Source organism: Microbacterium sp. Leaf159 (assembly GCF_001423615.1).
Classification (GTDB): Bacteria; Actinomycetota; Actinomycetes; order Actinomycetales; family Microbacteriaceae; genus Microbacterium.
This window is the reverse complement of sequence record NZ_LMOU01000001.1, coordinates 1,644,221-1,670,010: the sequence shown is the minus strand read 5'-3', so window position 1 is coordinate 1,670,010 and position 25,790 is coordinate 1,644,221. Positions and strand designations below refer to the sequence as shown.

19 protein-coding genes are annotated in these 25,790 nt (G+C 63.7%); 7 read left to right on the top strand and 12 right to left on the bottom strand.

All coding sequences use genetic code 11. The annotated features are described in order from the left end of the window. Positions 1-6: 6 nt before the first annotated feature. The 3 genes from ASF80_RS07965 to ASF80_RS07955 form a co-directional block, all read right to left on the bottom strand. Positions 7-831, bottom strand: a complete 825-nt coding sequence (locus tag ASF80_RS07965) for a carbohydrate ABC transporter permease (RefSeq protein WP_056309599.1) — start codon at positions 829-831, stop codon at positions 7-9. Beyond that, complete coding sequence (locus ASF80_RS07960; protein ID WP_082488223.1) at positions 828-1,766, bottom strand: carbohydrate ABC transporter permease; 939 nt, start codon at positions 1,764-1,766, stop codon at positions 828-830. The genes ASF80_RS07965 and ASF80_RS07960 overlap by 4 nt, the downstream gene beginning before the upstream one ends. A gap of 190 nt (positions 1,767-1,956) precedes the next feature. Continuing rightward, on the bottom strand, positions 1,957-2,733 hold the full coding sequence (locus tag ASF80_RS07955; protein ID WP_056309597.1) for an IclR family transcriptional regulator: 777 nt from the start codon (positions 2,731-2,733) through the stop codon (positions 1,957-1,959). 457 nt (positions 2,734-3,190) lie between these two features. Here ASF80_RS07955 and ASF80_RS07950 point away from each other — a divergent pair, with 457 nt between their 5' ends. Both ASF80_RS07950 and ASF80_RS07945 read left to right on the top strand, forming a co-directional pair. Further along, complete coding sequence (locus ASF80_RS07950; RefSeq protein WP_162239121.1) at positions 3,191-5,665, top strand: family 78 glycoside hydrolase catalytic domain; 2,475 nt, start codon at positions 3,191-3,193, stop codon at positions 5,663-5,665. Between the two features lie 44 nt (positions 5,666-5,709). Next, on the top strand, positions 5,710-7,758 hold the full coding sequence (locus ASF80_RS07945; protein WP_056309592.1) for a beta-galactosidase: 2,049 nt from the start codon (positions 5,710-5,712) through the stop codon (positions 7,756-7,758). A gap of 68 nt (positions 7,759-7,826) precedes the next feature. Here ASF80_RS07945 and ASF80_RS07940 read toward each other — a convergent pair whose 3' ends face one another. The 9 genes from ASF80_RS07940 to ASF80_RS07900 form a co-directional block, all read right to left on the bottom strand. Beyond that, the gene (locus tag ASF80_RS07940) at positions 7,827-9,101 is read right to left on the bottom strand and encodes an ABC transporter substrate-binding protein (protein ID WP_056309590.1); all 1,275 of its coding nucleotides are present in this window, start codon (positions 9,099-9,101) and stop codon (positions 7,827-7,829) included. 179 nt (positions 9,102-9,280) lie between these two features. Beyond that, positions 9,281-10,426, bottom strand: a complete 1,146-nt coding sequence (locus ASF80_RS07935) for a serine hydrolase domain-containing protein (RefSeq protein WP_082488221.1) — start codon at positions 10,424-10,426, stop codon at positions 9,281-9,283. A 16-nt stretch (positions 10,427-10,442) separates the two neighbouring features. Next, the gene (locus ASF80_RS07930) at positions 10,443-11,297 is read right to left on the bottom strand and encodes a 3-hydroxyacyl-CoA dehydrogenase family protein (RefSeq protein ID WP_082488220.1); all 855 of its coding nucleotides are present in this window, start codon (positions 11,295-11,297) and stop codon (positions 10,443-10,445) included. After that, entirely contained in the window at positions 11,294-11,506 is a 213-nt protein-coding gene (locus ASF80_RS07925) for a hypothetical protein (RefSeq protein WP_056309583.1), read from the bottom strand. Before ASF80_RS07925 ends, ASF80_RS07930 begins: the two co-directional genes overlap by 4 nt. Positions 11,507-11,673: 167 nt before the next feature. Then, positions 11,674-12,897 (bottom strand): MFS transporter, encoded by a 1,224-nt coding sequence (locus ASF80_RS07920; protein WP_162239120.1) that lies wholly within the window; start codon positions 12,895-12,897, stop codon positions 11,674-11,676. Between the two features lie 163 nt (positions 12,898-13,060). After that, on the bottom strand, positions 13,061-15,733 hold the full coding sequence (locus ASF80_RS07915) for an alpha-L-rhamnosidase (RefSeq protein WP_056309577.1): 2,673 nt from the start codon (positions 15,731-15,733) through the stop codon (positions 13,061-13,063). A gap of 23 nt (positions 15,734-15,756) precedes the next feature. Then, positions 15,757-17,067, bottom strand: a complete 1,311-nt coding sequence (locus ASF80_RS07910) for an MFS transporter (protein WP_056309575.1) — start codon at positions 17,065-17,067, stop codon at positions 15,757-15,759. 83 nt (positions 17,068-17,150) lie between these two features. Next, entirely contained in the window at positions 17,151-17,708 is a 558-nt protein-coding gene (locus tag ASF80_RS07905; RefSeq protein ID WP_056309573.1) for a MarR family winged helix-turn-helix transcriptional regulator, read from the bottom strand. Positions 17,709-17,802: 94 nt separating this feature from the next. Next, positions 17,803-18,930 (bottom strand): alkene reductase, encoded by a 1,128-nt coding sequence (locus tag ASF80_RS07900; protein ID WP_056309570.1) that lies wholly within the window; start codon positions 18,928-18,930, stop codon positions 17,803-17,805. A 146-nt stretch (positions 18,931-19,076) separates the two neighbouring features. Here ASF80_RS07900 and ASF80_RS07895 point away from each other — a divergent pair, with 146 nt between their 5' ends. From ASF80_RS07895 to ASF80_RS07875, 5 genes are all read left to right on the top strand, one after another. Further along, positions 19,077-19,655, top strand: coding sequence for a TetR/AcrR family transcriptional regulator (locus tag ASF80_RS07895; RefSeq protein WP_056309568.1), 579 nt, complete (start codon positions 19,077-19,079; stop codon positions 19,653-19,655). Positions 19,656-19,963: 308 nt separating this feature from the next. Continuing rightward, positions 19,964-20,599 (top strand): hypothetical protein, encoded by a 636-nt coding sequence (locus ASF80_RS07890; protein WP_056309566.1) that lies wholly within the window; start codon positions 19,964-19,966, stop codon positions 20,597-20,599. 205 nt (positions 20,600-20,804) lie between these two features. Further along, the gene (locus ASF80_RS07885; protein WP_157521001.1) at positions 20,805-21,911 is read left to right on the top strand and encodes a hypothetical protein; all 1,107 of its coding nucleotides are present in this window, start codon (positions 20,805-20,807) and stop codon (positions 21,909-21,911) included. Between the two features lie 169 nt (positions 21,912-22,080). Next, on the top strand, positions 22,081-23,163 hold the full coding sequence (locus tag ASF80_RS18705; RefSeq protein ID WP_162239118.1) for an SIR2 family protein: 1,083 nt from the start codon (positions 22,081-22,083) through the stop codon (positions 23,161-23,163). 245 nt (positions 23,164-23,408) lie between these two features. Beyond that, positions 23,409-25,652, top strand: coding sequence for a hypothetical protein (locus ASF80_RS07875; RefSeq protein WP_056309559.1), 2,244 nt, complete (start codon positions 23,409-23,411; stop codon positions 25,650-25,652). The last annotated feature ends 138 nt before the right edge of the window (positions 25,653-25,790 follow it).

Below are 25,790 nucleotides of genomic sequence, written 5' to 3'. Positions count from 1 at the left end.
GCGCGATCAGCCCTTGAGGCCGCCCGCGAATCCGCGGATGATGTACCGCTGGAAGAGGAGGTACACAGCGAGGATCGGGATCATCGAGATGATCAGCGACGCGAAGATGAGTGGCCAGTTGTTCACGTACTGTCCGACGAACTGGTAGATGGCCATCGGGATGGTGACCTGACCGCTTCCGGCCAGGAACACGAGGGGTGTGAAGAAGTCGTTCCAGATTCCGACGCTGTTCAGGATGAGGCACGTGCCGATCGCGGGGCGTAGAAGGGGGACGACGACGTGCCAGAAGGTGCCGAGCGGGGAGCAGCCGTCGATCTGAGCTGCCTCCTCGAACTCCAACGGCACGCTGGACCTGATGAAGGTCGTGAGCAGGAAGATCGTGAAGGGCATCTGCACGCCGGCGTACACGATCACGAGGGACCACACCGATCCCAGCAGTCCGATGTCCCGCATCTGCGTATAGAGAGGAATCGTGGCGAGCTGGAAGGGCAGCAGGAGACCTGCCAGGAAGACGAAGTAGGTCGTCGTCGACAGGCGTGCCGTCGAACGGGCGAGTGGGTATGCCGCCATCGTTCCGAGGATGAGGACCACGATGCAGGAGAGCGCGGTGACGATGAGGCTGGTCACGATGCCGCTGGGGAGTGAAGAACTGTTCCACGCTTCGATGAAGTTGTCGAAGGTGGGATTCGCGCTCGGGATGATGGCGGGAGTGAGATCTCCGGCCGGACGGATCGAGAGGTTCACCAGAACGTAGACCGGGATCAGGAACACCAGGGTGATGCCGTATGCCATCACGTTCGTGGTGATTCTGCTGGAACGAGTCGTCTTCATGAGTTCCGCTCCTGTCGCCGCAGCACGCTGAATTGGATGAATGCCAGAACGCCGACGGCGATGGCGAGGACGACCGCGATCGCGGAAGCCCGACCGTACTCCCCGTACTGGGAGAAGATCTGGTACATCAGAGTCGAGATCGTCTGAGTCTGACCTCCGGGTCCTCCACCGGTCACCGAGAAGATCTGGTCGAAGAGCTTGAGGCCTCCGATCAGTCCGAGCATCAGGTTGATGGTGACCGCCGGAGCGAGGAGAGGGCGTGTCACGAACCAGAAACGCTGCCAGTAGCCCGCCCCGTCGAGTGCTGCGGCCTCGTCGAGTTCGGGCGGAACCCCCTGCAGGCCCGCGAGGTAGATGACCATCGTTGAACCTGTGAACTGCCAGATGACCGTGATGATGATGATCCAGAGCGCGGTGGTCGGGTTGCCGAGGAAATCGACCTGGGGGATCCCGATCGCGTCCAGCACCAGGTTCACCCCTCCGTATCCAGGCGGGCCGAAGATGTACTTGAACAGGTAGCCGACCACGAGCGCCGAGACGACCATCGGCGCGAAGATGATGGTCCTCAGGATGTTGCGGCCGACGACTCTTCCGTTCAGCAGGAGTGCGAGCCCCAGGCCGAGTACGTTCTGCCCCACCACCACGATGAGGGCGATGAACAGGGTGCGCAGGGCCGCGGGACCGGCGTCGCCTTCGAATGCACGAATGAAGTTGTCGAACCCGATGAACTCCGCATCGGGAACGGCGAACGACCAGTTCGTGAATGCCGCGCCGACCCCCTGAGCGGACGGGACGATCAGGACGTAGATGAAGACGGCGAAAGCCGGGAGGGCCATCCACCACAAGCTGCGTCCGACGGATCGGCCGCGGCGGCGCTCGACCTTCTTGGCGGGGCTCGGCATCTCCGTGTCGGTCACCTCACGCGTACTGAGCATCTCTGTCACCCTTGACTAATTCGAATAGTTGAAACGCTGTTGCGTATCGCTGATTTAGCGTAGCCGTCAAAAGCGGTCCCTGCAAGTCGTCCGGATCGACAGGTGACTCGCGGAGGATCGGATTGGGCCGGGATCGGGCGCGACGAAACATCGGTGCCCGAATGGCCTCGGACGCCGCGGTGCGATGGTGTCAGTCGGAGCTGGAGCCCCGGTAGTCGTGCACGACGGAGTTGATCTCGTCGAGCCGTGCGATCATCTGCGCGAGCGGGGTGCGGAAGGTCAGACCGCTGATGCTGATCGCACCGATCGGCGGTAGGCCCGGGCCGAGGCGTACGGGAACGGCGACGCAGTTGATGCCCGCCTCACTCTCCTGGTCGTCGACGCCGTAGCCCCGTTCTTTGGTGAGTTCGAGTTCCGCCCAGAGCTTCTCTGCGCTGTTGATCGTCGCCGGCGTGCGCTGCGGGTACTCATCGCCGAGAAGGCTGCGAAGTTCGTCCTCGGAGTTCACTGTCTCGGCGAGCAGGACCTTACCGACGCCGGTGGCGTGGGCCGGGTTCCGTCCGCCTACGACAGATGTGAGTCGGATCGCGCCGGTAGGCGGGTCCACCTTCGCGCGGTAGACGACTTCGACCCCATCGAGCACCGCGAAGTGCACCGTTTCGCCGAAGCGGCGTGAGAGTTCATCCAGTGCCGGTTGGATGAGCACCCCCTCGGGCCTCAGGGAGTAGCTGCGGAAGGCGATTCGGTAGAACTCATCTCCGAGGATGTAGACGCCTCGACCGAGCTGAGTCGCGAGGCCTGCGCGGCGGAGCGTGGCCAGTGCGCGGTGGACTGTCGACTTCGTTGCTCCCACGCTGTGTGCCACCTCTTCGAGAGTGGCTCCGGTGGGATGCTCGGAGAGGGCGATCATGACCGCCAGAACGCGGTCGGCACCGACGAGGCGTTCCTCGTCCTGAGGGGCGGTCATGATTTCTCCTTGTGTGGTGCTCCGCGTCGGTCGTCCCGAACCGCTGGGCGGCGGGGAGCGTGGAGGCTGGTCCAGGCTAACCGTTCCATGGTTGTTCTCCCGTGCGACGCTCTCCGCGAGTGGTGGCCGGGGACCTGGCACTCCGTTCATTTCCAATAAGTGTAAACGTGTTTCCATATATGTCGACATGTCGTACGCTGGCGGGTGGTGTGCGGCACAGCCTTCGCTCACCCTTCAGACACGATCAGTGGAGACCGTTGTGACCGAGATCTCATCGACACCTCTGACTTCCACCGCCGGAGTCCGGCTCACGGATCGAAGCATCGGAGACGATCTCGAGGCGGGCACGTCTTCCTGGATCACGCTCCCTACCCCGGCGTCGACGCGAGCATTGAGATCCACGCAGCGGGAGAGGGTCGACTGGGCCGACGACCTTCCGCTCTCTCAAGAGTTCACAGTGGACGGGCCCCTCTGCGCCGTGCACGCGGACCTCACCGGTCGACTCTTCGAAGATGTCGCATTCGCGCTCGAGGTGCTTACCGACGAAGGCCGTCTCGTGGGAAGCCGGGTGGTCGAGGGCCCGCAGCATATCTGGGATCGGCACCTGCACTTCGTCGAGCTCGACCCTCCCGCACCGGCCGGTCGTTATCTCCTGAGACTCACGCGTCGTCGCGGAGCGGTCGGCTGGTACACGGGTTCGTCCGACCGAGACTCGACGGATGACGGGATAAGCCCGCTGCAGATCACGGGTATCGCGCGGATCGGGGGCGAACGGGTCGAGGGGCTGCGCTGCATGGCGGCGGAGACGATCGCTGCGGCGAACCCCACCTTCTCCCGGGACTTCGACGTGAATGACGACTTCACCAGTGCGTTCCTTGCCGGCGTCGTGCTCGGCAACGGGAGGATCTCGCTCAATGGGACTCTCATCGGCGATGAGCTTCTCGAGCCGGCTCCGACGGTCTACTCGAAACGGGTGCTGTACCGCACCTGGGACATCACTGGTCTTCTCCGTGTCGGCAGCAATTCGCTCAGCATTGAGGCGGGTCGCGGCATGTTCGCCGCTCGCGGCGCGAACATCTGGGGCTGGCACGTTTCACCCTGGCACGCCGAGCCCATGGCGAACGTCCTCGTCCAGTGGCAGAACAGCGACGGCGTGCGCGGCATCGGGACCGACGCGAGCTGGCGGGCCGCCCCCGGAGCGACCGAGCAGGAGACTCTGTACGGCGGCGAGATCTCGGTTTCCGTCGGCGACTCGAGACCCGAGCGGCCAGCGGTCGAGATCGTCGGCCCGCGAGGGGTGCTGCAGCGATCGCCGCTGCAGCCGACACGGGAGACGGGTCGTCTGCAGCCTGTCTCTTCCACTGTCGTCGGGTCGCGGACGACCTACGACTTCGGCGCCGTGATCACCGGCAAGGTGCTGCTCGACATCCAGGGGCCGCCCGGTGGCATGGTCACCGTCCGCTATGGGGAGTATCTCTCGATCGATGGCGAAGCGACGGTGGAGAATGCCCTGGTCGCGGGTGTCTCCCAGTTGGACGCTCACCGCTTCGATGTCCAGGATTCGGTGACCGGATGGTCGGCGAGATTCGGCTACCGGGGATTCCGATGGATCGACGTCGAGACGAGCGGCGGGGCTTCCGCATCGATCCCGACCGCCGTGTCGATGCACACGGATGTCGAGCGACGCGGCTGGTTCGACTGCGATGATCCGATCCTGGCTTGGGCGGATGCCGCGTTCGGACGAACGCTCCTCAACAACCTTCAGGGAATCCCGACCGACACCCCCGTCTATGAGAAGAACGGCTGGACTGCGGACGCGATGGTCGCGACCGAGGCGGCGCTGCACAGCTTCGACATCACGGATCTGTGGATCAAGTGGTTGCAGGACCACGAGGATTCGCAGGCGGACTCAGGTGAGATCCCGCAGATCGTGCCCACGCCCGGATTCGGCGAGGCTGCAGACCCGGCATGGAGCGGATCGAGCGTGCTCATCCCGTGGCAGGTCTACTGGGAGACCGGGGACATCGAGGTCCTGCGACGATTCGCTCCGATGGTCGAGGGGTACGCTGATTCTCTGATCGCCATCGCAGGCGAAGGTATCTGGCCGATCCGAAGCTGGGGGGACTGGCTTTCTCCCGGTCATCAGATTCCTCCTGAGGGAACAGCACCGACCGCGACGCTGATGATGATCGCGGTTCTGCAGCATGCGGCGAGCATTATGGATCTCGTCGACCGACCCGACGCGGCGACACGCTTCAGCGGCGCCGCGCAGCGAACCGCATCCAACTATCACTCCGTGTATTTCGACGCTCGGGTGGGGCACTACGCGGTGCCGGGCGTGGGATACAGGCAGACGCTCAATGTGTTGCCCCTGGTGCTGGGCATCGTCCCCGACGAGCATCGCGGGTCGGTCGCGGCGGGGCTTGCAGACGATGTCGAGCATCGCACGGGCGGCCACCTCGACGCCGGTGCCATCGGCGCGCGCTATCTGCCGTTCGCGTTGAGTTCGATCGGCCGAGACGATCTCGCGGTCCGTGTCTTGACGACGACGTCCGCTCCCGGGTGGGGCGCCTGGTTCGCCCAGGACGAGCTCACAATGAAGGAATCCTGGGACGCCGACGCCCGCTCGCGCAATCACTACTTCCTCGGTGGTGCACTGAGTTGGGTGTATCAGCGGGTCGGAGGGATGCGCGCGGGCGCGCCGGGCTGGAGTGTGATCGACCTGGATCCGATCGACGATGCGCGGCTCACGCGCGGTGCCCTGAGGCATCGCACCCCGCGCGGGGAGGCGTCGTTCTCGTGGTCTCGCACTGCGACGGCTCTCTCCTTCGACATCGACGTCCCGGCGGGGAGTGTGGCTCGCTTGGCCGAGGGAGTGGACGTCCTCGAATTCGGGCCCGGCCGGCATTCTCATCGTCGCGACACGCCCTGAGAGCGCGAGGCACTTTTCGCCTCCTACAGAAAGGCTGACAGCGGATGTATTACGGCGGAGACTACAACCCCGAGCAATGGGACGAAGTCGTGTGGCTCGACGACGTTCGGTTGATGCGCGAGGCTGGGGTGACCATGACCACCCTTGGCGTGTTCGCCTGGTCGCGGATCCAGCCTGACGAGCACACCTTCGACTTCGAATGGCTCGACAAAATCATCGACCTTCTCCACGAGAACGGAATCGGGGTCGACCTCGCGACGGCCACCGCGTCGCCGCCTCCTTGGGCGGCGAAAAAGTACCCCGGCATTCTTCCTGAGGATGAGAACGGTTCGACCTATTGGCCTGGCAGTCGGCAGGCGTACAGCCCCAGTTCTCCTGACTATAGGCGACTGGCTGCACGCCTCGTCACGGCGATCGCCGACCGCTACCACTCGCACCCCGCAGTGGTGTTGTGGCACGTCAACAACGAGTATGGCTGTCACCTCGCCTACGACTACTCGGACAACGCGGCGCGGCATTTCCGCCTCTGGCTGCAGCGACGTTACGGGGATATCGACACGCTGAATAGAGCATGGGGAACCGCGTTCTGGTCCCAGCTATATGGGTCTTTCGATGAAATCGTGCCGCCGCGCAAATCGCCCTACAGCGTGAACCCGGGGGGCGTACTCGACTTCAGACGATTTAGCTCTGACACCCTGCTCGAGCTTTTCGTGATGGAGCGGGACATCATCAAGGCGGCGGGAGCATCGCAGCCGGTGACAACGAACTTCATGGGCCCCTTCCAGCCTCTGGACTACTGGGCATGGGCAGACGAGGTCGACATCGTCAGCGACGACAACTACTTCGAGCCGAACGACCCGTTCTCGTTTCGCGCTGCAGCTTTCACTCGCGATCTCATGCGTTCGCTGAAGCCGCGAACGCCCTGGCTGTTGATGGAGCAGGCGACGAACGTGGTGAGCTTCCGACCGACCAACGCGCCCAAGGCGCCAGGTCAGATGGAGGCACTGTCGATGCAGGCCGTCGGGCGCGGGGCCGATGGCATCCTTTTCTTCCAGTGGCGCCAGTCGCGTCGGGGCAGTGAGAAGTTCTTCTCGGCCATGGTGCCGCACGCGGGACTGGAGACGAGGACCTGGCGAGAAGTGAAGTCTCTCGGCCAGACTCTGAGCAGTCTTCCGGCCTTTCCTCCGAAGACGACGGACGACGGCGAGATGGGGTCGGGCGCACGGGTCGCTCTCGTATTCGAGTGGGCGAACTGGTGGGCGATCTCGCAGCCGGACCACCCCGTGCGTCTCGATTGGTTGGCACTGGTGCAGCGGTGGTACTCCGCTTTGCACCGGCAGAACATCGCGGTCGACTTCGTGCACACAGGTTCCGATCTCTCCGCCTATGCGCTTGTGATCGTCCCTCACCTCTACCTGCTCACTGATGATGGAGCCGATGCGTTGAAGGAGTTCGTGAACGGGGGAGGACGCCTTCTGGTCACACCCTTCACCGACATCGTCGATGCTGAGGACGCGTTCCGTGACGGCGGGTTCCAGGTAGGTCTCCGAAGCATCCTGGGTGTGTGCGTTGAGGAGTTCGGCGCGCTGGTGCCGCCACCCGTCCGCACCAGTCAGGACTCGGCCGGAGCAGCGGTCAGCACCACGATCTCCGCTGATGAGCCAGGGCAGCGTGCTGCGATGATCGACGCGCCCTTCGGTGTCGTCCGAGGAGAATACGTTGCCGAAGAGATACGGGTGCTCGACGAGCAGGTCGTCATCGACGCACGATATGCCGACGGTCGCACTGCGGGCATGCCCGCGCTGACGAGTCGTGTCTCGGGGCGAGGCGTCGCACACTATCTGGCGTCAGTGCCGGACGACGCCGGAATGCGCGCCATCACCCGGTGGCTCGCCGATCTCGCCGGCGTTCAGGCTGTGTTCGAGGTGGCGAGCGAGTGGGTGGAGGTGGCCCGACGCGGAGATGTCCTGACCCTGATCAACCACGGAACGGACGATGTTTCGCTCGACGTCGCAGGAGCGGATTTCGTCACCGGGGAAGCGGTCAGTGGGGTCGTACTGGGTCAGTACGGCTGGAGGATGGTGCGGGTGTAGACGTCGGGGGTGTGCACACCAAAACGGGGTGCTGCGAAAGATCGCAGCACCCCGTCTCGCCGGTGTCGCTACTTGCCGACTGCATCCTGCATGCTCTTGGCGACGTCCTCGGGAGTCGAATCGCCCAGGAACATCGCCTGCAGCTGTTCGTTCAGTGTGACCTGAACTTCGAGTTTGACGGCGCCGAGCGGCACAGTCGTTCCCTCGGCCACCGCAGCTGCGAAGCTCTCGAGCGATGCGGGGGGAGTGTACTGGTCGTTGGGAAGCACGGGGACGGAGGCGAAACCGTCTGCGTAGATCGCGGAGATCTCGGGCTCGCCGAGGAACTCCAGGAATGCCTGTGCGGCGGTCGGGTTCTTCGCGTTCGCATTGATGGTCGTCACGAAGCCAGGAAGGGCCGCGACGAGGGTGTCGCCGTCATTCGTCGCGGGCATCGGAGCGACCACGTATTCGTTGTCCGGCCCCTGCGTGGCAAGCGAAGCCAGAACGGCGCCGACATCAACGATGCCGAGTGCGTTGCCGGACGCCACCTCGGTCGCTCCCTGGTCGCGGCTGCGACCAAGCGAGCCCTCACCGAAGCAGCCCTCATCGAACATCTGCTGGTAGATCTCGAACTGATCGACCCACGCCGACCCCGGGTAGGATTCGTCGCCGGTCGCGACTCCGGCGTCGAACTCGGGATGCGGGCCGGTCACCAGTGTCGCGTTCTGCGCGTAGGTCAGGAACTGGGGTCCGCCACCGGCTGCGTCTCCGAGTCCCTGGCCATAGGCGTAGACGCCGTTCTCCTTGGCATCCGCACACAGGGCCAGGACTTCGTCCAGAGTCGTGGGGACAGTCAGTCCGAACTCATCCAGCTTCGTCTGGTTGTAGATCGAGGTGAGCGGCTGGAAAGCGCCCGGATACGCGTAGACCTTGCCGTCGTAGCCGAAGTCCTTCTCCCAGTCGGCGGGGATCTGGTCTGCCCAGCTCACATCGAGCGGCATGATCCGTTCCGTCGAGGCGAGCGGGATCACGTTGTCGGAGCTGTCGCCCTCGACGCCGCCGGGGAAGGACGTCAGGATGTCTGGCGCTGTATTTCCCTGCAGTTGCGTCATGACGAGTGCGTTGATGTCGCCGCCCTGGTAGTCGAACTTCACGTCGACGTCCGGGTACTTCTCTTCGAACTTGGTGGCGATCTCCTCGTAGGTCTCCTTGAACGCCGAGGCGAACACGCCTGTGAGCGTTCCGCTGACCTCTCCGTCGTCGCTGACCGGGGCGTTCCCGCCTCCGGCGGAGCATCCTGCAAGCAGGAGTGCGGTCACGGTGGCTGCGCTGGTCAGTGCGGCAAATCTTCTGATCTTCATCGATCGTCCTTCTCTTCGGGAATTGCAGGTGCGGTGCAACAGGACCCGACTCGCGTATTCCAATTAATGAAACGCCGTTGCGAGTCGTTGAATCAGAGTATCCAGGATCTCGCGTACTCCGCAAGCCCGGGCGTTGAGAAGAGCCGATTGTGACGGGGTGCAGGGCCAGGCAGGAAGCCCTACGCGAGCGATTCCCTGAGTGCATCGACCACGCTGATGCCGCGTGCCATGTCACCGGCACGATTCGTCACGTAGGCGAACCCGACGCGCGCATCGAGGTCGGCGAACGCGATCTGCCCGCCGGCCCCGTCGTGGCCGAAAGAGGCAGGCGACAAGTACGGGTCCCACCCCGAGGGGATCATGACGCCCGCGCCCCACGCCTGGTACGGGGGTGGACCGTTGTCGAAGAACGGTGTGCCCTCGCTCCGGGATCGGGCCAGTGAACGGACGGTGTCATCCTCGAGAAGTCGGACGCCGTCGGTGCTGGCGACGGTCGCCGACCAGATCTTGGCGAGGGCGGAGGCGCTGGCCACGCCGCCCGCACCGCCGATCTCCGCGGCATGGAGCTCGCGATCGTTGAAGCCTGGGCCCGGTCCGAGCAGATCCAGCGGTAGCGCGCCTCCCAGCGTGATCGCTCTCTCCAGCCACTTCGAGTCGGAAGTCGATGGAGACGGCGGATCTGCCGGTTGCGCCTGGATGATGTGGGCCACATCCCTCTCCCTGTCTGAAGGGAGGCCGATCCAGGCGTCCGCGTGGAGTGGTCCGGCGATCTCGTCGGCGAAGTACTCACCGAGTGATCGGTCGGTGAGGCGAGCGACGATCTGCCCGCTGATCGCTCCGATCGTCACGGCGTGATACTGATGTGAGCTGCCGGGGACCCACAGTGGCTCCTGGTCTGCGATGATCCGGGCGAACTCGTCGACATCGAGCAGCTGCGCGAGGGAGACGTCGGTGCGAGGCGCCGAGACGCCCGCCCGATGCGCGAGGGCGTCCCCGACCGAGACCCGATGCTTGCCGTGCGCCCCGAACTCGGGCCATATCTCCGCGAGCGGCATGTCGAGTGACGCCAGTGCCCCGGACTGCAGAAGGCGACCGATCGCGATGGCCGCCAGACCTTTCGTGCACGAGAAGGTCACCGCGAGGGTGTCGCGCTGCCATGCCTGCCCGGTATGTGCATCTGCTGTGCCACCACGCGCCTCGATCACAGGCTCGCCGTTCACCCAGACGGATAGGGCCGCACCACTGCGATCGACCTCATGGAGAGTCTCGCGGAAGGCGTCTACAACCGGCGAATAGCGATCCTCTGCGAGGAGGTCTACTGTCATGCTCCGATTCATCTTTTCAGTTCCCTTTCCGCAGCTGCGCGAAGAGCGCGGCCATCTGGTCGAAGTGCTCTCCGTCCGCTTCCTTCGTGTGCCGGTAGAACCCCCGGCCCGACTTCGCTCCGAGGTCTCCCTCCGCAACGCGCTCCGTGAGCGCCTCCGGGGGTTGAGACGCGTTACTCAAGCGCGGGAAGAGTTCGGCGCACACTCGCTCGAAGATGTCCAGCCCGCCCAGATCGGCGACGCCTATCGGTCCGGCGACCGACCAGCGCGGCCCAAGTCCGGTCCTGACCACTTCGTCGAGGTTCTCCGGGGAGACAATGCCCTCTTCCACCAGGTGTAGAGCCTCGCGCAGAATCGCGGCCTGCAGGCGGTTCGCAACGAAGCCCGGATACTCGCGGTCGAGGAGGACAGGTGTGCTCCCGAGATGGCGGAGGATCTCCATGATCTGCTCCTTGACCTCTTCACTCGTCTCCGGGGCGGGGATGACTTCCACCAGAGGCACGATCTCCGGAGGGTTGAAGAAATGAGCGACGAGGAAGCGTTCGGGTCGATCGACGAATCCCGTCATCGTGCTGGGCATGAGAGTAGATGTGTTCGACGCGATCACTCCGTTCGTCGCGGCGGAGATGCTGCGCAGCACGGGCGCCTTCGCCTCGAGAGTCTCGTGCACCGCTTCGAACACGATGTCCGCACCGTGCACGCAGTCCTCGATCGATGTCGTGGTCGTGAATGATGCCAGTCCTTCATCGGTGAGACGATCGCCGGCGACCGGCTGCGGGTCGTATCCGCGAACGATGATGCCTGAGCGGGCCAGGAGGCGCACGATCCCCGAGCCCATCGTTCCGAGGCCCACGACACCTGCAACAGTCATTTCCACGCACCGGCCTTTCCTGAGGAACTCCGCGAGAAGTACACGCGAGTCAGTGTGTGCTCTGTGGTCGAGAGATCCGATCCATCGGATCGCACGAGATCGAACGCCATGATGCCGGTGAGCTGATGGGCCTTCTCTTCCGTCGTCATGCGCGCGAGCAGCGCGCTCACACGCTCGTGAACGGAGAGGCGGGTGTCGAGATGTTCCATGATGTGCGTCCTCGGTCGTCGGCGTGTGGCGGGCCCAGTCGTAATCGTTCGGGGATGCGCTTTTCGACTAATTGAAACACCATCTTGATGGATGGCATCTTTGCGAGCGTATCTTCCCCGGCGAAATGGCGCAATCGCATGGCTGTCGGTGCTTCAGACCGCCTTGCTCACCGCCCGGGCAGGCTGATCGACCCCGTGGTGCTGATCGCGAGCATCGCCCGCTCATCGGCTCCGGGCGCTTCATCCTGATCGGCAGCGGGTCGACGGCGGCGAAGCGCGTCCCATGCCGCAGCCAAGACTGTGGTGACGATGGCGCTTGTGGCAGCGATCAACGGCAGCGCCCCCACCCCGGCGCCTGAGACGACGAAGCCGCCGATGAGGGCGCCACCGCCGATGGCCACGTTGAACACCGTCGTCTGCACTGCACCAGCGATCCGCCTCATCTGCGGTGACGCGGTCTGCATCATTCGGGCCTGCAGCATCATGGGAAGCCCAGCGAAACCTAGGCTCACGCATGCTGACGTCGCGACGAGCTGGAGGGAGAACCCGTCGTCGGCGACGACAGCGAGCAGGCATAGTGCCGCCGTCAGGAGCAGGCCCGATGCCATGAATGTGATGCGGGGGTATCGGTCGTACAGGTTGCCCGCGAGAATCGCGCCGACGGCTCCGGCCACTCCGGTGATCAGAAGGTAGATCGGGATGGTCGCCCGCTCGAAACCCGCGATCTCCTCGAGCCAGAGCGTCGTGTACGGGCCGAAACTGGTCTGCCCGACGATCAGGATGAGGATCAGGATGCAGATCATCGCGATCCCGAGTGCCGAGCGGTCGAACTTCAGGCGGCTCGATCCGCGCCTGCCCTTCGTGGTCTCGATGCGGGGGAGCCAGCGCCACAACACGAGCGTCACGAGGCTGCCCACGATCGCGACGGCGATGAACGCCTGCCGCCATCCGAATGCCTCACCCAGCGCATTGCCGATCGGGATGCCGAGGATACTTGCGAGAGATCCGCCGGCCGTCGTGAAGGCCATAGCTCGACCGAGCTTCTCCCGCGGCACGATCTCGACGGCGTAGGTGGCGACGATCGCCCAGAAGAGTCCGTGCGCGAGCGCACCTACGACACGTCCGGCGAGGATGCCCTCAAAACCCGGTGACGCGGCAACCACGACGTTGCTGAGGCTGACGACAGCCATCGCCGTAACCACGAGAGTCTTTCTGCCGATCCGTGCGGTGAGCAAGGCCATCGGCGCGGTCGACACGACGACGGTGAAGGCGAAGACCGACACCATCTGACCGACGAGACCGACATCGAGATCGAGTTCTTCGGCGATCGGAGGGACGAGGCCCCCGGGCAGGAACTCCGCCGTCTGCGAGACGAAGATTCCTATCGACAACGCCAGCAGGCTGACGATCGGAAGCCGGTCTTCGCGTGGACTCTGCGGCGATCGGAAAGGATGGCGGTGCTGCATATCGGCGATGCCCAGCCGTTACCCTGCTCACACCGACTGCCGGGGACGCGAACACCGCGAGTGCGGTGGGGACTACCAATCTAGCCCCTCAGGCCACCACGGATCTCGCTGTCGTGTCGGCGGCGCTGGGCCAGGACAGGGTGTACTCGCCTGGATCGACCCATTGGCGGGAGTCCCCGAGCGCGACCTCGGCCCTCGTGCCGACGGGAACGACGAGGTGCAATGTACGCCCGCTGTCGGCTTGTTCCCAGTGCGCCGAGATCGCCCCGTAGGGTGTCGCCAGCGAAGCGCGCACAGAGGTGAGATCTCCCAGTGACGGAGAAACCAGGAAGGTCCGATAACCGGGCGCGAGGGGGCGGATCCCGGCGACGTACTCCTGGAGCCATCTGGTCACACTGCCGAAGGCGTAGTGATTGTGCGAGTCGTTCGCGCGGCCATCACTGCCGTACCCCTCCCAGGTCTCCCAGATGGTGGTGGCTCCCCTTTCGATCTGAGCCAGCCACGATGGCGAGGTGGGGTTGAGCAGCACTTTCCATGCGATGTCCTCGTGCCCGTTGTCGCTGAGAACAGGCAGCAGGAGAGCAGTGCTCAGGAATCCGGTGTCCAGGTGTCCGCCCTTGTCCTCGATGAGCTCCACCAGGCGGGACACGGCCCCGGGCTTGGACTCCGGAGCCAGCAGGTCGAATGCGAGCGCACGCACGTAGTCGTCCTGCCTGTCTGCTCCGATACGCGAACCTCCGCGTCGGACGAAGGCCGCGTTGTATGCCTCGGTGGCGCGGCGGGCGAGCAGCGCGAAACGCTCGTGGTCTTCGTCGCGCCCGAGGACTCCCGCCATCTCGCTGAGGAGACGAGCCGAGTGAGCGAAGTAAGCAGTCGCCACCTCGGGACGGCCGGTGAGCAGGTTTCCCGCCATCTGCGACGCCGGGCTCTCTCCCGGACGCAGCCACTCACCCCAGTTGAAGCCGGTGTCGACGATGTAGTTCTCGAGGGATCCCAGTCCCCGGCGGAAGCGGCGGGCGACTCCGCGAGCCTGTGCTCGTCGCTCGAGGAACTCGACCCATGCGCGGGCACTGTCGTACTGGCGTTCGAGGACATCCGTGTCGCCGAAGTACCGGTACAGCGTCCAGGGCAGCATCACGGTGACATCTCCCCACCCGACAGACGTCTTCGCCATCTCCAGCATCCGGTCCTTCTCGACCACGAAGGAGGATGTCTCCGAAGGGATCACGGGAGGCACGGTGCCGTCGTCGAACTGATCTGCCGCCACGTTGCGAAGGTAACGCCGCAGATACGCCTGAGTGTCGGCGAGGATCGCAGCCGTGGGACCGAAGACCTGGATGTCGCCTGTCCATCCTGATCTCTCTCGAGTGGGGCAATCCGTCGGGGTGTCCGCGAAATTCGAGATCATCGACCACCGGGAGTTCTCCCAGAGGCGTTCGAGTCGAGGGTCGGAGCACGAGAATGTCGCGGTCTGGACGAGGTCGCTCGAGATGACGATGCCCTCGACCTCCTCGTCGCTCAGAGGATGAGTGCTCCCTTCGACCGATACATATCGGAAACCCCGAACAGAGAAAGAAGGGGCGTACTCGACGGCTTCGCCGGAGAGGATCACTTCATCGCGCTGAAACCAGTCCTCGCGCTTGGCCCCCGGAAAATGCAGATACTCCGTATCCAGCTCGCCGTCGGGGGTGAGCACTTCGCTGTATCGAATGATCGCGGTCGCACCCGCGGGACCGTTCAGCGGAAGCCGCGCGTATCCGTTGAAGTTCTGACCGAAATCGATCAACTGCAAGCCTCGCGGAGTCGTGGTGACGTGGCCCTGAAGTGTGTCGACGCGGGTGACACGCTCCACCTCCTCGGCGATGAGACGCCTCGGATGCGTGGGAAGAACAGCGACGGCGCGCTCGTCCTTCGCCGTTCCCCCCGAAGCGAGCCACGCGGCATCATCCACCCGAAGATCTGCGCGTTCTCCGAACTTCGGATCTGCGTAGGTGATCCGGCCGGAGCCGACGGTCCAGCTGCGGTCGCTGTTGACGCTGAGACGACCGCCGTCGGGTTTCTCGACTTCGACCTGCGCGATCATCCCCAGCCGATCGCCGAAGCGCTGCGGCTTGGAGTGGGGGCCGAGTCGACCGCGGAACCGTCCCTCCGAGACGACCACATTCAACACGTTCAGCCCAGGGCGCAGAAGGCGCGTGATGTCGTAAGTCTGATACTCGACATACTCATCGAACGGAGTGAAGCGGGGGACGAGATCGCTTCCCGTGATGTCCTCGCCGTTGACCCAGAACTTGTACCACCCGAGGGCGCTCACGTACGCGCGCGCCCTGAGCGGTGCGGCGTCGAGAGCGAACTCCGATCGAAAGTACAGGGTGCCTTCCGACGGCGACCTGCTGTCCGAGATCCACTGGCCCGACCAGTCGCGCTCGTGCAACTGGCCCGTCTCGAACCACGAGGCGTCGCTCCACGGGGACTCACGTCCCTCAAGCCGGTCGTCTGAGATTCGGACCTTCCACCAGTAGCGCGTTCGCGAGATCAACTCCGGGCCGGCGTATCGGTGACCGAACGGCCGGAAGTCCTCGACCCAGCCGGACCGCCATACCTCGCCGACAGGACTGAACTCCTCGTCGGATGACACTCGAATCTCGTACCTGGACTGGGCGATGCCACCCACCTCCCAGCTGAAGAGCGGTGCGGGCGAATCGATGCCCAGGGGAGTGACGAGATCGTCGACGCGAAGGGCTGAGATGCGAGCGGACATTGTTCTGCTTTCCGGGTAAAGGGTCAGTGGGCAGCAGGATCGGCGCCGACCGCACGCGGGGACGCCGTGGGCGACTCGATCTGTTCGACTGCCTCAGTGCGGAACTCGCTGTGAGAGTCTCGCTTCCTGAAGACGACCCACGCCCAGGCGACACCGACGAGCGCGAGCGCTGCAAGGATTCCGTACATGACGCTCGGTCCGAGGGTGAGGAGGAGCGGGGTGACGGACGCGAGAGCCGCGGCGGCGAAGCGGGCCACCGAGATCACCATCCCCTGCGCTGTCGTGCGCAGGAGCGTCGGGAAGGACTGCTGGGTCCAGACCTTCATGATGCCTTCGAACGCGAATGCGCTGCCGACAGCGGCGAACACAGCCTGGATGAGATAGGTGGCGATACTCACCCCGAAAAGTGCATAGACGAGGGGCGCCGCGACAAGGCTGGCCCCGCCGATGGTGAAATACATGAACCGTGAGGGCTTGTCGGCGATCTTCATGAACCACAGGAAGCCGACGATCGAGAGGGGGAGCAGGGGGAGGCCGATCAATGCGGCTGTCTCGATGGGGATTCCGCCGAAGTTCACGAGAACGTAGTTGCCGTACTGACCAGTCGTGTTCGCGACCAGATTCGTCAGCGTGTAGAAGACGATCAACGCGATGAAGGGTGTGCGGTAGGGGGCCTGGAGGAGCTGCCCCAGAGAGCCTCGACTGCCTCGCGGTGTCGCGAGCCCAGCGGTCTTCTCGGCACGGGCGAGTTGCCACACGGGAGACTCAGGGATCGTCAGGCGCGCGAGCATGGTGAGCAGGGCGACGATTCCGATGATCCCGAAGATGACCTGCACTCCGGGGATACCGCGGGCGGCGAGCTGAGACCCGACCACGGTGCTCACCACGATTCCGGCGATCCACAGCAGGTTCGAGAGACCGAGAAGTCTTCCGCGATTCTTTTCGCTTGCGGCTTCTGAGATGGTCGACAGCGACACGGGGAGGTCGGCGCCGGTGCCCAAGCCGAGCAGAAGCGCGGACGCCATCAGCACCACCGCGTTGGGTGCCACGATGAGTCCGACGAGCGCGATGAGGATGACGACCATCGTCAGGGTGAATATGGGGCGACGACCGAAGCGGTCTCCGAGCCGACCGCCGACGAGTGCGCCGATGGCGATGCCGAAAGTCAGCGCGCCTGAGGTGAGTCCGACCTGAAGCTCGTCAAGACCGAATGCCTCCTGGTAGACCACGATCGCGATCCCGAAGCTGATGATCGCGGCCGCGTCGATGTACGACGCCATGCCGGACACCACGGCTACCCACCATGGTCTTGAGCCCTTGTGATGCTGAGACATTCTTCTCCTTCGAAGTGTCATGAAACGATTCATTCATGAACACTCTATCGGGAGTGCTGTCCTCAGGCCAGTAAAATAATGTCCTAGGGACGGTTTTCGCCGAGGTCGACGCCGGAGGCGGCAGAGAGCGGTGCGCCAGGGAGCGCGTCCAAAGAGCGGACGAGCTTGAGCATGAGCTCTTCCAGCGCCGTGAACTCCTCGGCGGTCCACCCGTCGGTCGCCGGAGCGTTCGCGCGCTCGATCGCTTCGCTGATGCGCCGCGCCACACTGCGTCCGGGTGTCGTGAGCACGACGACTACTGCCCGGTCATCCCGAGGGTCGGGGACTCGTCGCACGATGCCGGCGCCTTCCAGGCGACGCACGATCTTGCTGACATTGGACGGGCCGGTCTGAATGGCGTCGGCGATCTCCGAAGGTCGAACGGCCCCGCGGAACAGTAGGTGATTGACCAGAAGGAACGCAGGAAGATCGCCCCGGAGCGGGAAGTCACTCTCGACCATCAGTCGCTCTCGCGAGCTTTTCGACGTCGACCAGGTGACCAGGGCATGCAGCGCCACCCGGAGGCCGGCCGCCTGCTCGGTGACCAGAGGTTCGACATCGGCGGGCGAAGTCTCGGTCGCATCACGTCTCGGATCACGCATGTCATCACCCTAAAGCGCACGCGCACGCGGGCGGCAGTTGACGGCGCCGAGAGGGCGGTTCTCCTCTCGCGGAGGCGCCCTCCCCGCGGTGCGGTCAGTGAACCACGATCGAGGTCTCGTCGTGAGTCGGGTAATCGGTGTAGCCCTCCGCAGTGTCCGCGTAGAACAGCTCGTACCGCGGCTCATTCTCAGGGTGGCCCTCGCGCCATCTCGCGACCAGGTCGGGGTTGGCGATGAGTGCTCTGCCGACGGCGACGGCGTCGGCGTGACCGACGGCAATGCGCTCATGGGCCTCATCGCGGGTCGTCTGTCCTCCGGGAGCGCCGCTGTTGACGATCACGGGGCCGTCGAAGCGTCTCCGCAGGTCCTGGATGAAGCCGGAACCCGGGTCGGCATGCAGGATCGAGAGGTACGCCAGTCCTAGCGAGCTGAGGCCGTCGACAAGGACTCCGTACGTGTCGAGAACATCGGCTCGGTCATCCTCCACCACGCCCCCGAGGCCGACTTCCGGAGAGAGTCGGATGCCCACCCGATCCGCTCCGACTGCGTCCGCGACGGCTGACGTGACGGCGAGGGTGAAGCGTGCTCGATTCTCCGGACTGCCGCCGAACCGATCGGTACGGTGATTCGAGGCGTGGCTGTGGAACTGATGCAGCAGGTATCCATTGGCTCCGTGAATCTCGACTCCGTCCGCTCCTGCGGCGATCGCACGTTCTGCCGCTCTGACGAAGGAGGAGATCACCGCTTCCAGGTCCTGTGTGGTCATGGCTTCGGGCTGGGGGTAGGGCTCTTCCCCGGCGCCGGTGAAGACCACGCCATCGATGGGGATCGCGCTCGGTGCGAGCACGCGGCCGCCGCCGTTCAGTGCTGGGTGCGTTGCTCTCCCGGCGTGCATGAGCTGAACGACGACTCGGCCGCCAGCCGTGTGCACTGCATCGAACACCTTCTTCCAGCCCGTCGCCTGTTCGTCGTTCGCGATCCCAGGTGCACCGATCCATCCTTGGGATGCGTGATCAGGGTAGGTGCCCTCGGTGATGATCAGTCCGGCGCTGGCGCGCTGGCGGTAGTACTCGACCATCAGGTCATTGGGCACTCCCTCGGATCCGGCGCGCACGCGGGTGAGCGGTGCCATGACGATCCGATTCGGGAGGTCGATGGCGCCGAGCGAGACGCCGTCGAACAGTGGCGACGTGGAGTAGTCGGTGGGGGCAGGGTGTGACATGGTCTTCCTTCGATGGCGGCAAAAGCGGGACATCGGCAAAACTAACAGACAGGTCTGTCTACCTGTCAAATCGGAGTAGACTTGGAGCGCCAGGGCCCCTGTCCTGCGCACGGACTCGGGAGACGGAAACAGTGGTGGAGGCGCGGATGGTCACGGCAACGGACGCACGCCCCGCTCGCCAGAGGATCCTCGATTCGGCGATCCGACTGTTCTACGCGAACGGTCCTCGAGGGGTGGGCGTCGACACCGTGATTGCGGACTCCTCCGTGGCCAAGGCGACTTTCTACAAGCATTACCCGAGCAAAGACGATCTGATTCTGGCGTACCTCGACACCGTTCACGGCCTCTGGTTCGATGCGGTGCGTGCATGTGCACGGGCAGGGGGTGACGACCCGCGTGGCCAGCTCGTGGCGATGTTCGATGCGATCGATGATGAGTATCGGCGGGACGACTATCGTGGATGCGCCCAGCTGAACGCGGCGGCTGAAGCAGTGCCGGGCAGTCCGGTCCAACGGCGGACCGCGGAGAACAAAGCCATCGTGCGGGACTGGATCACCGATACCTGCCGCCGCGCCGAGGCTGCCCAGCCGGACGTGCTCGCCGCTCAGCTGGTCTTGTTGATCGACGGAGCTCTCGCGGGTGCTCTCTCCGACACGGATGAGCGCGCCCCCGGCGCGGCGAAGGCCGCCGCCGCGATGCTCGTCCAAGCGCACTGCCCTGAGTGAGCCTGCTCCGTCGGGGCTGTTCCGACGACGTCGTCAGGCTGGCGCGGCGCCGAGATGAGGCGATCTGATAGTTGCGATAAGTGGTCTTATCGTCGATAAACGGCCAGGCGGGGAACGGAGATGGGTTCGCGCCGATAGTCGGGATAACTGTTCTTAGCGTGGCCAACGGGCCAGACGTTGAAGTGAGATGGGGCTGGCGTGGTCGACGCTATCGCCACGACGAGGTCTGCCGCACGTGAGCGGGTGAAGCCAACCGCTGGGCGGCGTACGATCGCAATATCGGCTCGAGTCTCAGACAGGAGGACCGAATGTCGGATCTGGTGCGACCTCTCACTTTGGATGATGCTGCCGTTCAGCTGCTTGGATCGATCGATGTCAGCGAGTGCGACCCCGAGGTCTTGGAGGCGCTTCAGCTCGAGGCGGCTCAGTTGTCGGCGCACGTACGTCCGTCGAGTCCGGGCTTGTCGCCGGATCAGCGTGCCTTTCTCATCGAGTCAGGCGCTTTCACCCCGGAGCAGTTCGCGGAAACGGAACATCGGGTTGCTCGAGGCGAGTTGCGCGAGGACGAGAACCGCACTCGGCTCGGAACGATCGCGCGCTCGTACGGTGAGCACACGGTTGCCGCAAGACTGAATCTGGACCGTGACGAACTCCATAAGCGCCGACAGGAGGGTGACCTGTACGCGTTCGACGCGTCCGGGATCACTGTGTACGCGAAATGGCAGTTCACAGACCAGACACACGACGGACTCTTGCCGCACCTCTCGCGGGTCGTGACGTTGCTCATCGAAGATTGGCACCCCGCGAGCGTCGAAGGGTTCATGACCGTCCCGAAGGACAGCTTGATCTATCGCGGTGAGTGGCAGACGCCCGTTCAGTGGCTGCTCCGCGGCGCTAGTCCTCATCGCGTCGAGATGATCCTCGAAGGCGAGCGGTGGCGATGACGAGAGCGTTCATCGTGCTCGTAACGCGTATATGGACTTCGGAGCGGCCAAACCGTCGGGTGCGAGCCTGAAGCCGTCAGCGCGGGAGGGTAGAGAGCTCTCCAGACGTATCAGCGCGATCCAATGGCGCGACGATGATCTGGTCGCACTCAAGTATTCGGATGGCCGAGTGGCTGCCGAGTCGGCTCCAGCCGGACTAACCGGCATGCTCGAGCAGTTCTCGGTGGTTGAGTACCAGCCTTGGCGCCGACGTTTGATCTTCAAGTTTCGAGACGGCTACGGGTTTGAGTGTGAACTCGGAACTGAGAAGAACGCTTCCCCGGTTCGTGGTCGTCCGATCGTGTACCTGGATCAAAATCAGTGGAGCACTCTTAGCAAGTCGCTCTTCGCGCCTCAGCGAGTTTCCGACACCGAGCGTCTCGCCGCAGTGCGACTGCTCACGATGGCCGAAGCGGGTGACATCATCCTGCCGCTGTCATCGGCCCACCTGTCCGAGACCGGTGCCTGGTCAAACGACGCTGGGCGGTCAGAGCTTGCGCGGACCATACTCGCGGGCAGTCGCGGTTGGCAAATGCGGGATGTGCTGGAAGTTCGCGCGCATGAATTTCGGCACTGCCTGGCTGCCCTCGCGGGTATCGATATCGCGCCCCCGGCCCCCGTGATCACGCTGGAGCCATACGCCGCGCTCGACTCGAGCGTCCGAGGCGAGGAAGACGGACTATCGCTCCCTAACGGTCTTCCCGAGGCGTGGAAGTTCGGCTACTTGTCGACCCTTTCGAATACTGTCCACGTCGCATGTCTCCTGGACCGCGAGCCGACGCCGCGTGGCTCCCTTGCCGGATGGTTGGCGCGTGTAGAGGGCTTCTCCTCGTGGCTCGACGGAGAACGACACCGTAGCAAGAGTAATCGCCGCAAGGCCGCAAGGCTGTTCGCTGCCGTGGACGCGACCAAGGAGATCGCAACCGCTGCTGCAGAGATCGGCGCGACGCCCGCGCAGGCAACCGAGTGGTTCGCGGGGGCATGGGACCAGACGAGTCTCGGCGCCCCCGCCATCACTCTCTTCCGCTCTGTGATGGTCGATAAGTTGCTCGCTGCCGCTCGCTGGGAACAGAACGATCTCACCGATCTGATGTACCTCTGCACCGCTGCCGCCTATGCCGACCACGTGGTTGGTGAACGCCGGACCATCGGATTGCTTCGTCAATCCGTTCGACGCTCGGGCGTTCCCGTGCAACTGCACACGAAGCTCGCTCACGTCGTTGCCGCGCTGGAAGGAGCAGCACCAGGAGCGACGACGAATGCTGGCCTGTAAGCAGTTGGTCTTGCGCTCGTCAACAACCTATATATGACCCACCTCTGATAGCGGCGGTAGTGTTTTCCTCTGTGCGCCGTCCGCCGCGATGTCCTGATTCGCTACGCTGACGCAGACCAGATGAATACAGCAGGCGGCGCTCGCGCTCCTGACTGCGTTAGGGGGAGTGTTGCAGATCACAGCGGACGTCGCGATCCCAAACGAACTATTGCAAGCAGCTCGATCCGGCCGGCTCGTCTTGTTTATCGGGGCGGGCGTTTCACTGAATGAGCCATCGGGACTTCCGCTGTTCGACGGCCTTGCGAAGCGTGTCGCAGAGGCGTTGGGTGAGCCCTATCTGAGAACAGAAAATCCAGACTCTCAACTGGGTGATTTGCACTCGCGTCACCAGTCCGTCAAGGAGCTCGTGCGAGCAATCATCGCCAACAAAGGATCGTTGCCGAATGACACGCACCGGTCGATTGCCCGACTTGCCAGTGCGTCGGGCGCTCGCGTTGTCTCGACTAACTACGACGAACACGTCGAGTCAGCGGCGCGAGAGGAGGGCATCTCGCTAGGGCGACGATACTTGGCGCCAGCGCTTCCGCTCGGTCGAGATTTCGAAGGAATCATCTACCTGCATGGTTCCGTGACAGAAGATGCCGCGACGCTAGTGCTCACCGACGAAGACTTCGGACGTGCGTACCTGACGGACGGGTGGGCGCGACGGTTCGCGCACGAACTCTTTATGAATTGGACCGTGCTGTTCGTGGGCTATAGCCACAACGACGTGGTCATGACATACCTTGCGCGTGGTCTTCCGTCCGGAGCTAAGCGATTCGTCCTCACCGACGAGCCGAATCATAAGCGCTGGCGGCCCCTGGGTATCACTCCGGTTCCCTACCCGCCGGCGGACAGTCACAGGGCGCTGACGGTTGCCCTGGACGCATGGGCTGAACTGATGAGAATGGGTCAGCTGGACCACTACTCGAGGGTCCGCGAGATAGTCTCCGGTTCTCCTCCCAAGGCACCAGAAGAGATCGACTACCTCGCTGACGCGATCACTACGACAGCTGGGCTGAACGGCTTCGTATCGCTTGCCCGCGGCCACGATTGGTTGGTATGGGCCGAGTCGCAGGCAGGCTTTCAACAACTCTTTTTCCTGGCCGGCGCATCGATGACGTCTCAGCAATTTGGGGCGACTGGTTTGTCGAACATTTCGTGTCCGACCCCGCCAACTCCCACCTCGGGATGGGAACGCTTGCCCGCCTAGGACCTGTCCTATCCGAGGACCTAATCTGGCGCATCTCGCGGGCACAAGGTCGACTTCACTCCACCGTCCCCGAGGACGCCCACCGGTGGGCCGCGGTGCTTGCGGCCGGAGTTCGAACCGACGGCGGCGAAGTCGATAGCACCTGGTACCAGCCATACAGCAACCCATACAAGGGTGCAGAGCTGTTGCCTTCGTTGCGTCGCGCGCTTGTTCCACGGATAAACCTGGGCGAACAACGGGGTTGGATGTTATTCGAATCCGACCACGACGATGAGAGTCAGACGCCTGCGGGAATCTCAGCGACAGTCGAATGGTCGATCTCGGAGGGGCTACTCAAGATGCTCTGGGAGCGACTAGCGACCGAAGTAGATCGGATAGCTACCGACGTCTTACAGATCGCGGAACAGGGCCTCCGAGACGCGTACGCACTGCAGAGAGCATTCGAACCGGAGCGTTCGTTCGACTCGTGGTCTTTCCGACGGAGCGCCGTGGAACCGCACGCGCAGGATCAGTTCGGCCACGATGAGGACGTCATCGTCGACATGCTTCGAGATTGCGGCGTCATCGCAGCGCGAAAAGACCCCTCCCTGGCTCAGCGCTGGCTCGGGTCAGACCTACCTCTTTTCAGACGCCTCGGCGTCCACCTCCTCACAGAAGACGACACAAGCGCAGATTCGCGCCTTGTCCGGGTTCTTGGCGAGGGTTTGCTCTACGACTACGACGCGAAGCACGAAGTCTTCAGGTTCCTTGCGAAGGAAGCGGGATCCCTCACCACGGCTGGAAGAGAAAGCCTGCTAAGCGCCATCGCCGGAGGGCCGCCGCGCAATGTCAATGACAACGACGACGGCAACCAGGAGCGATTCGATGCGAGGGCGCGCTTCGATCGACTCGAGTGGTTGCAGAGATACGCCGAGGGCTGGACCGAGCTCGACGAGGCAGTTGCATCGCTGCTTCGGGCGAACCCTGACATGGGGGTGCGTCCACATCCCGATCATGACACATGGATGGAATCGGGCACTTGGGGCGGGAAGCTTCCGATCGACGTCGAAGAGTTCGCGAGCATGATCAGCGAGCGCGGTGCATGGAGGGCGGTGGCCACAATCATTGCTCGCGATTACAGCGAGCGCGAGTTCAACGAACCAACCTGGGACGACGCCGTCCGGCTAGTTCGCGAGACAGCAGCAGGGGACCCGGGGTGTGGTCTCCTGCTCTACCCTGCTCTGAATATCACCCCTCTCCGCCAGCATCGCGACCTTCTTGCGGCCTGTATCTATGGCTGGGCAGAGAGCCAGCCCACCGATTCACAGCTCAACGCGATCCTGACTCTTCTGCAGTTCAATGTCTCGCAGGCAGATCTCGCTCGTGCCGTGAGCCAGTTCGTGCTCGGAGCTGCTCGGAGACTGCCAAAGGATCAGAGCCCCGGGGTGCTTGAGCGACTTGATCAGCTTGCCGCTGACATCTGGACTCAGCATTCCGTGGGTTTCGAGGGGTCAGGCTGGTCGGACTCCCTGATGCGCGGATTGAATACGTGGCCGGGCTTCCTTGCTCAGTACTGGATTCAAAGGATCTCCCTACGGTGGCAGAGTGATCGCGATGATTGGCGCGGAATCAACACGACGGAGCGTTCGGCAATCGACGCGATGCTTCAGCAAGTCGAGGAGTCAGAGGCGGGAAACGCTGCGCTCGGCGTTCTCGCGGCAGACTTTTCATTCCTTTTCGCAGCAGACGGTCGCTACGCTTCCGAACGACTGCTTCCCTTGTTCGATCCGGCAGGGTTCCCGCAATCAGCGGATGTTTGGTTCGCCTTCCTCCACAGCCCCCGGACATCGCCAGAGATGCTCGATGCCGGGTTCTGGGAACTCTTGTTGCAAGCGGAGGAGACGGTTACCGCGCTCAGCGACTCGAGCATCAAGGAGCAGTACTGGCGCCTCATTGCCTTCATCACGGCGTTCTCGACAGCGGCCTCAGTGGATAGGGCTTCACTCCTTCACGGATTTACGCGCAGGCGAGAGTCAGATGTGCTCGTCCGTTATCTTCGCGCTCTAGGCGCGGTCCTAGGTGCGCAGGAACCTGAGGTCGTTCGCGAGGTTTGGGACAAGTGGTTGGGCTCTTCGATGCGAGAGCGCTGCTCATCCGCGCCAGGTTTGCTCGATGCCCATGAGCGCTCCACTTGGGGCGATCTAGCGCTCGATCTCGCCCTACGCGCCGCTCTAGAGATCAGCTCTCCGATACCGGGCCCCATTACAAGTCGCACGCGATTCGGACGGACGAGCGAATCTAGCTCCGCCGCAGACGCGACGCTACTGGTGGGCATAGCGGAAGCACGGTTGAAGGCGACCGAGGTCGCGGACTGGCACGTGCGGAACGAGCTGGGCGAGTTGGTTAACGAAGTTCGGACGAAGGTAGAACATGACGTTCTTCGCTCGCTTGTCGAGACCGCGCTTGAAAAGGGGATTGGTGAAGCGCTCACATGGATGCCACCCAGTTGATCAGGTTGGAGTCCGCGGCGGCGGTACGAACGGGCATGATCGCGTCCGATGACTCAGCGCAGATGGTCACGCCATGACTCCTATCGTTGCGGGAGGGAAGACTCTCGGAGCCGTCAACAGAGGCAGGGCGAGAGTGCC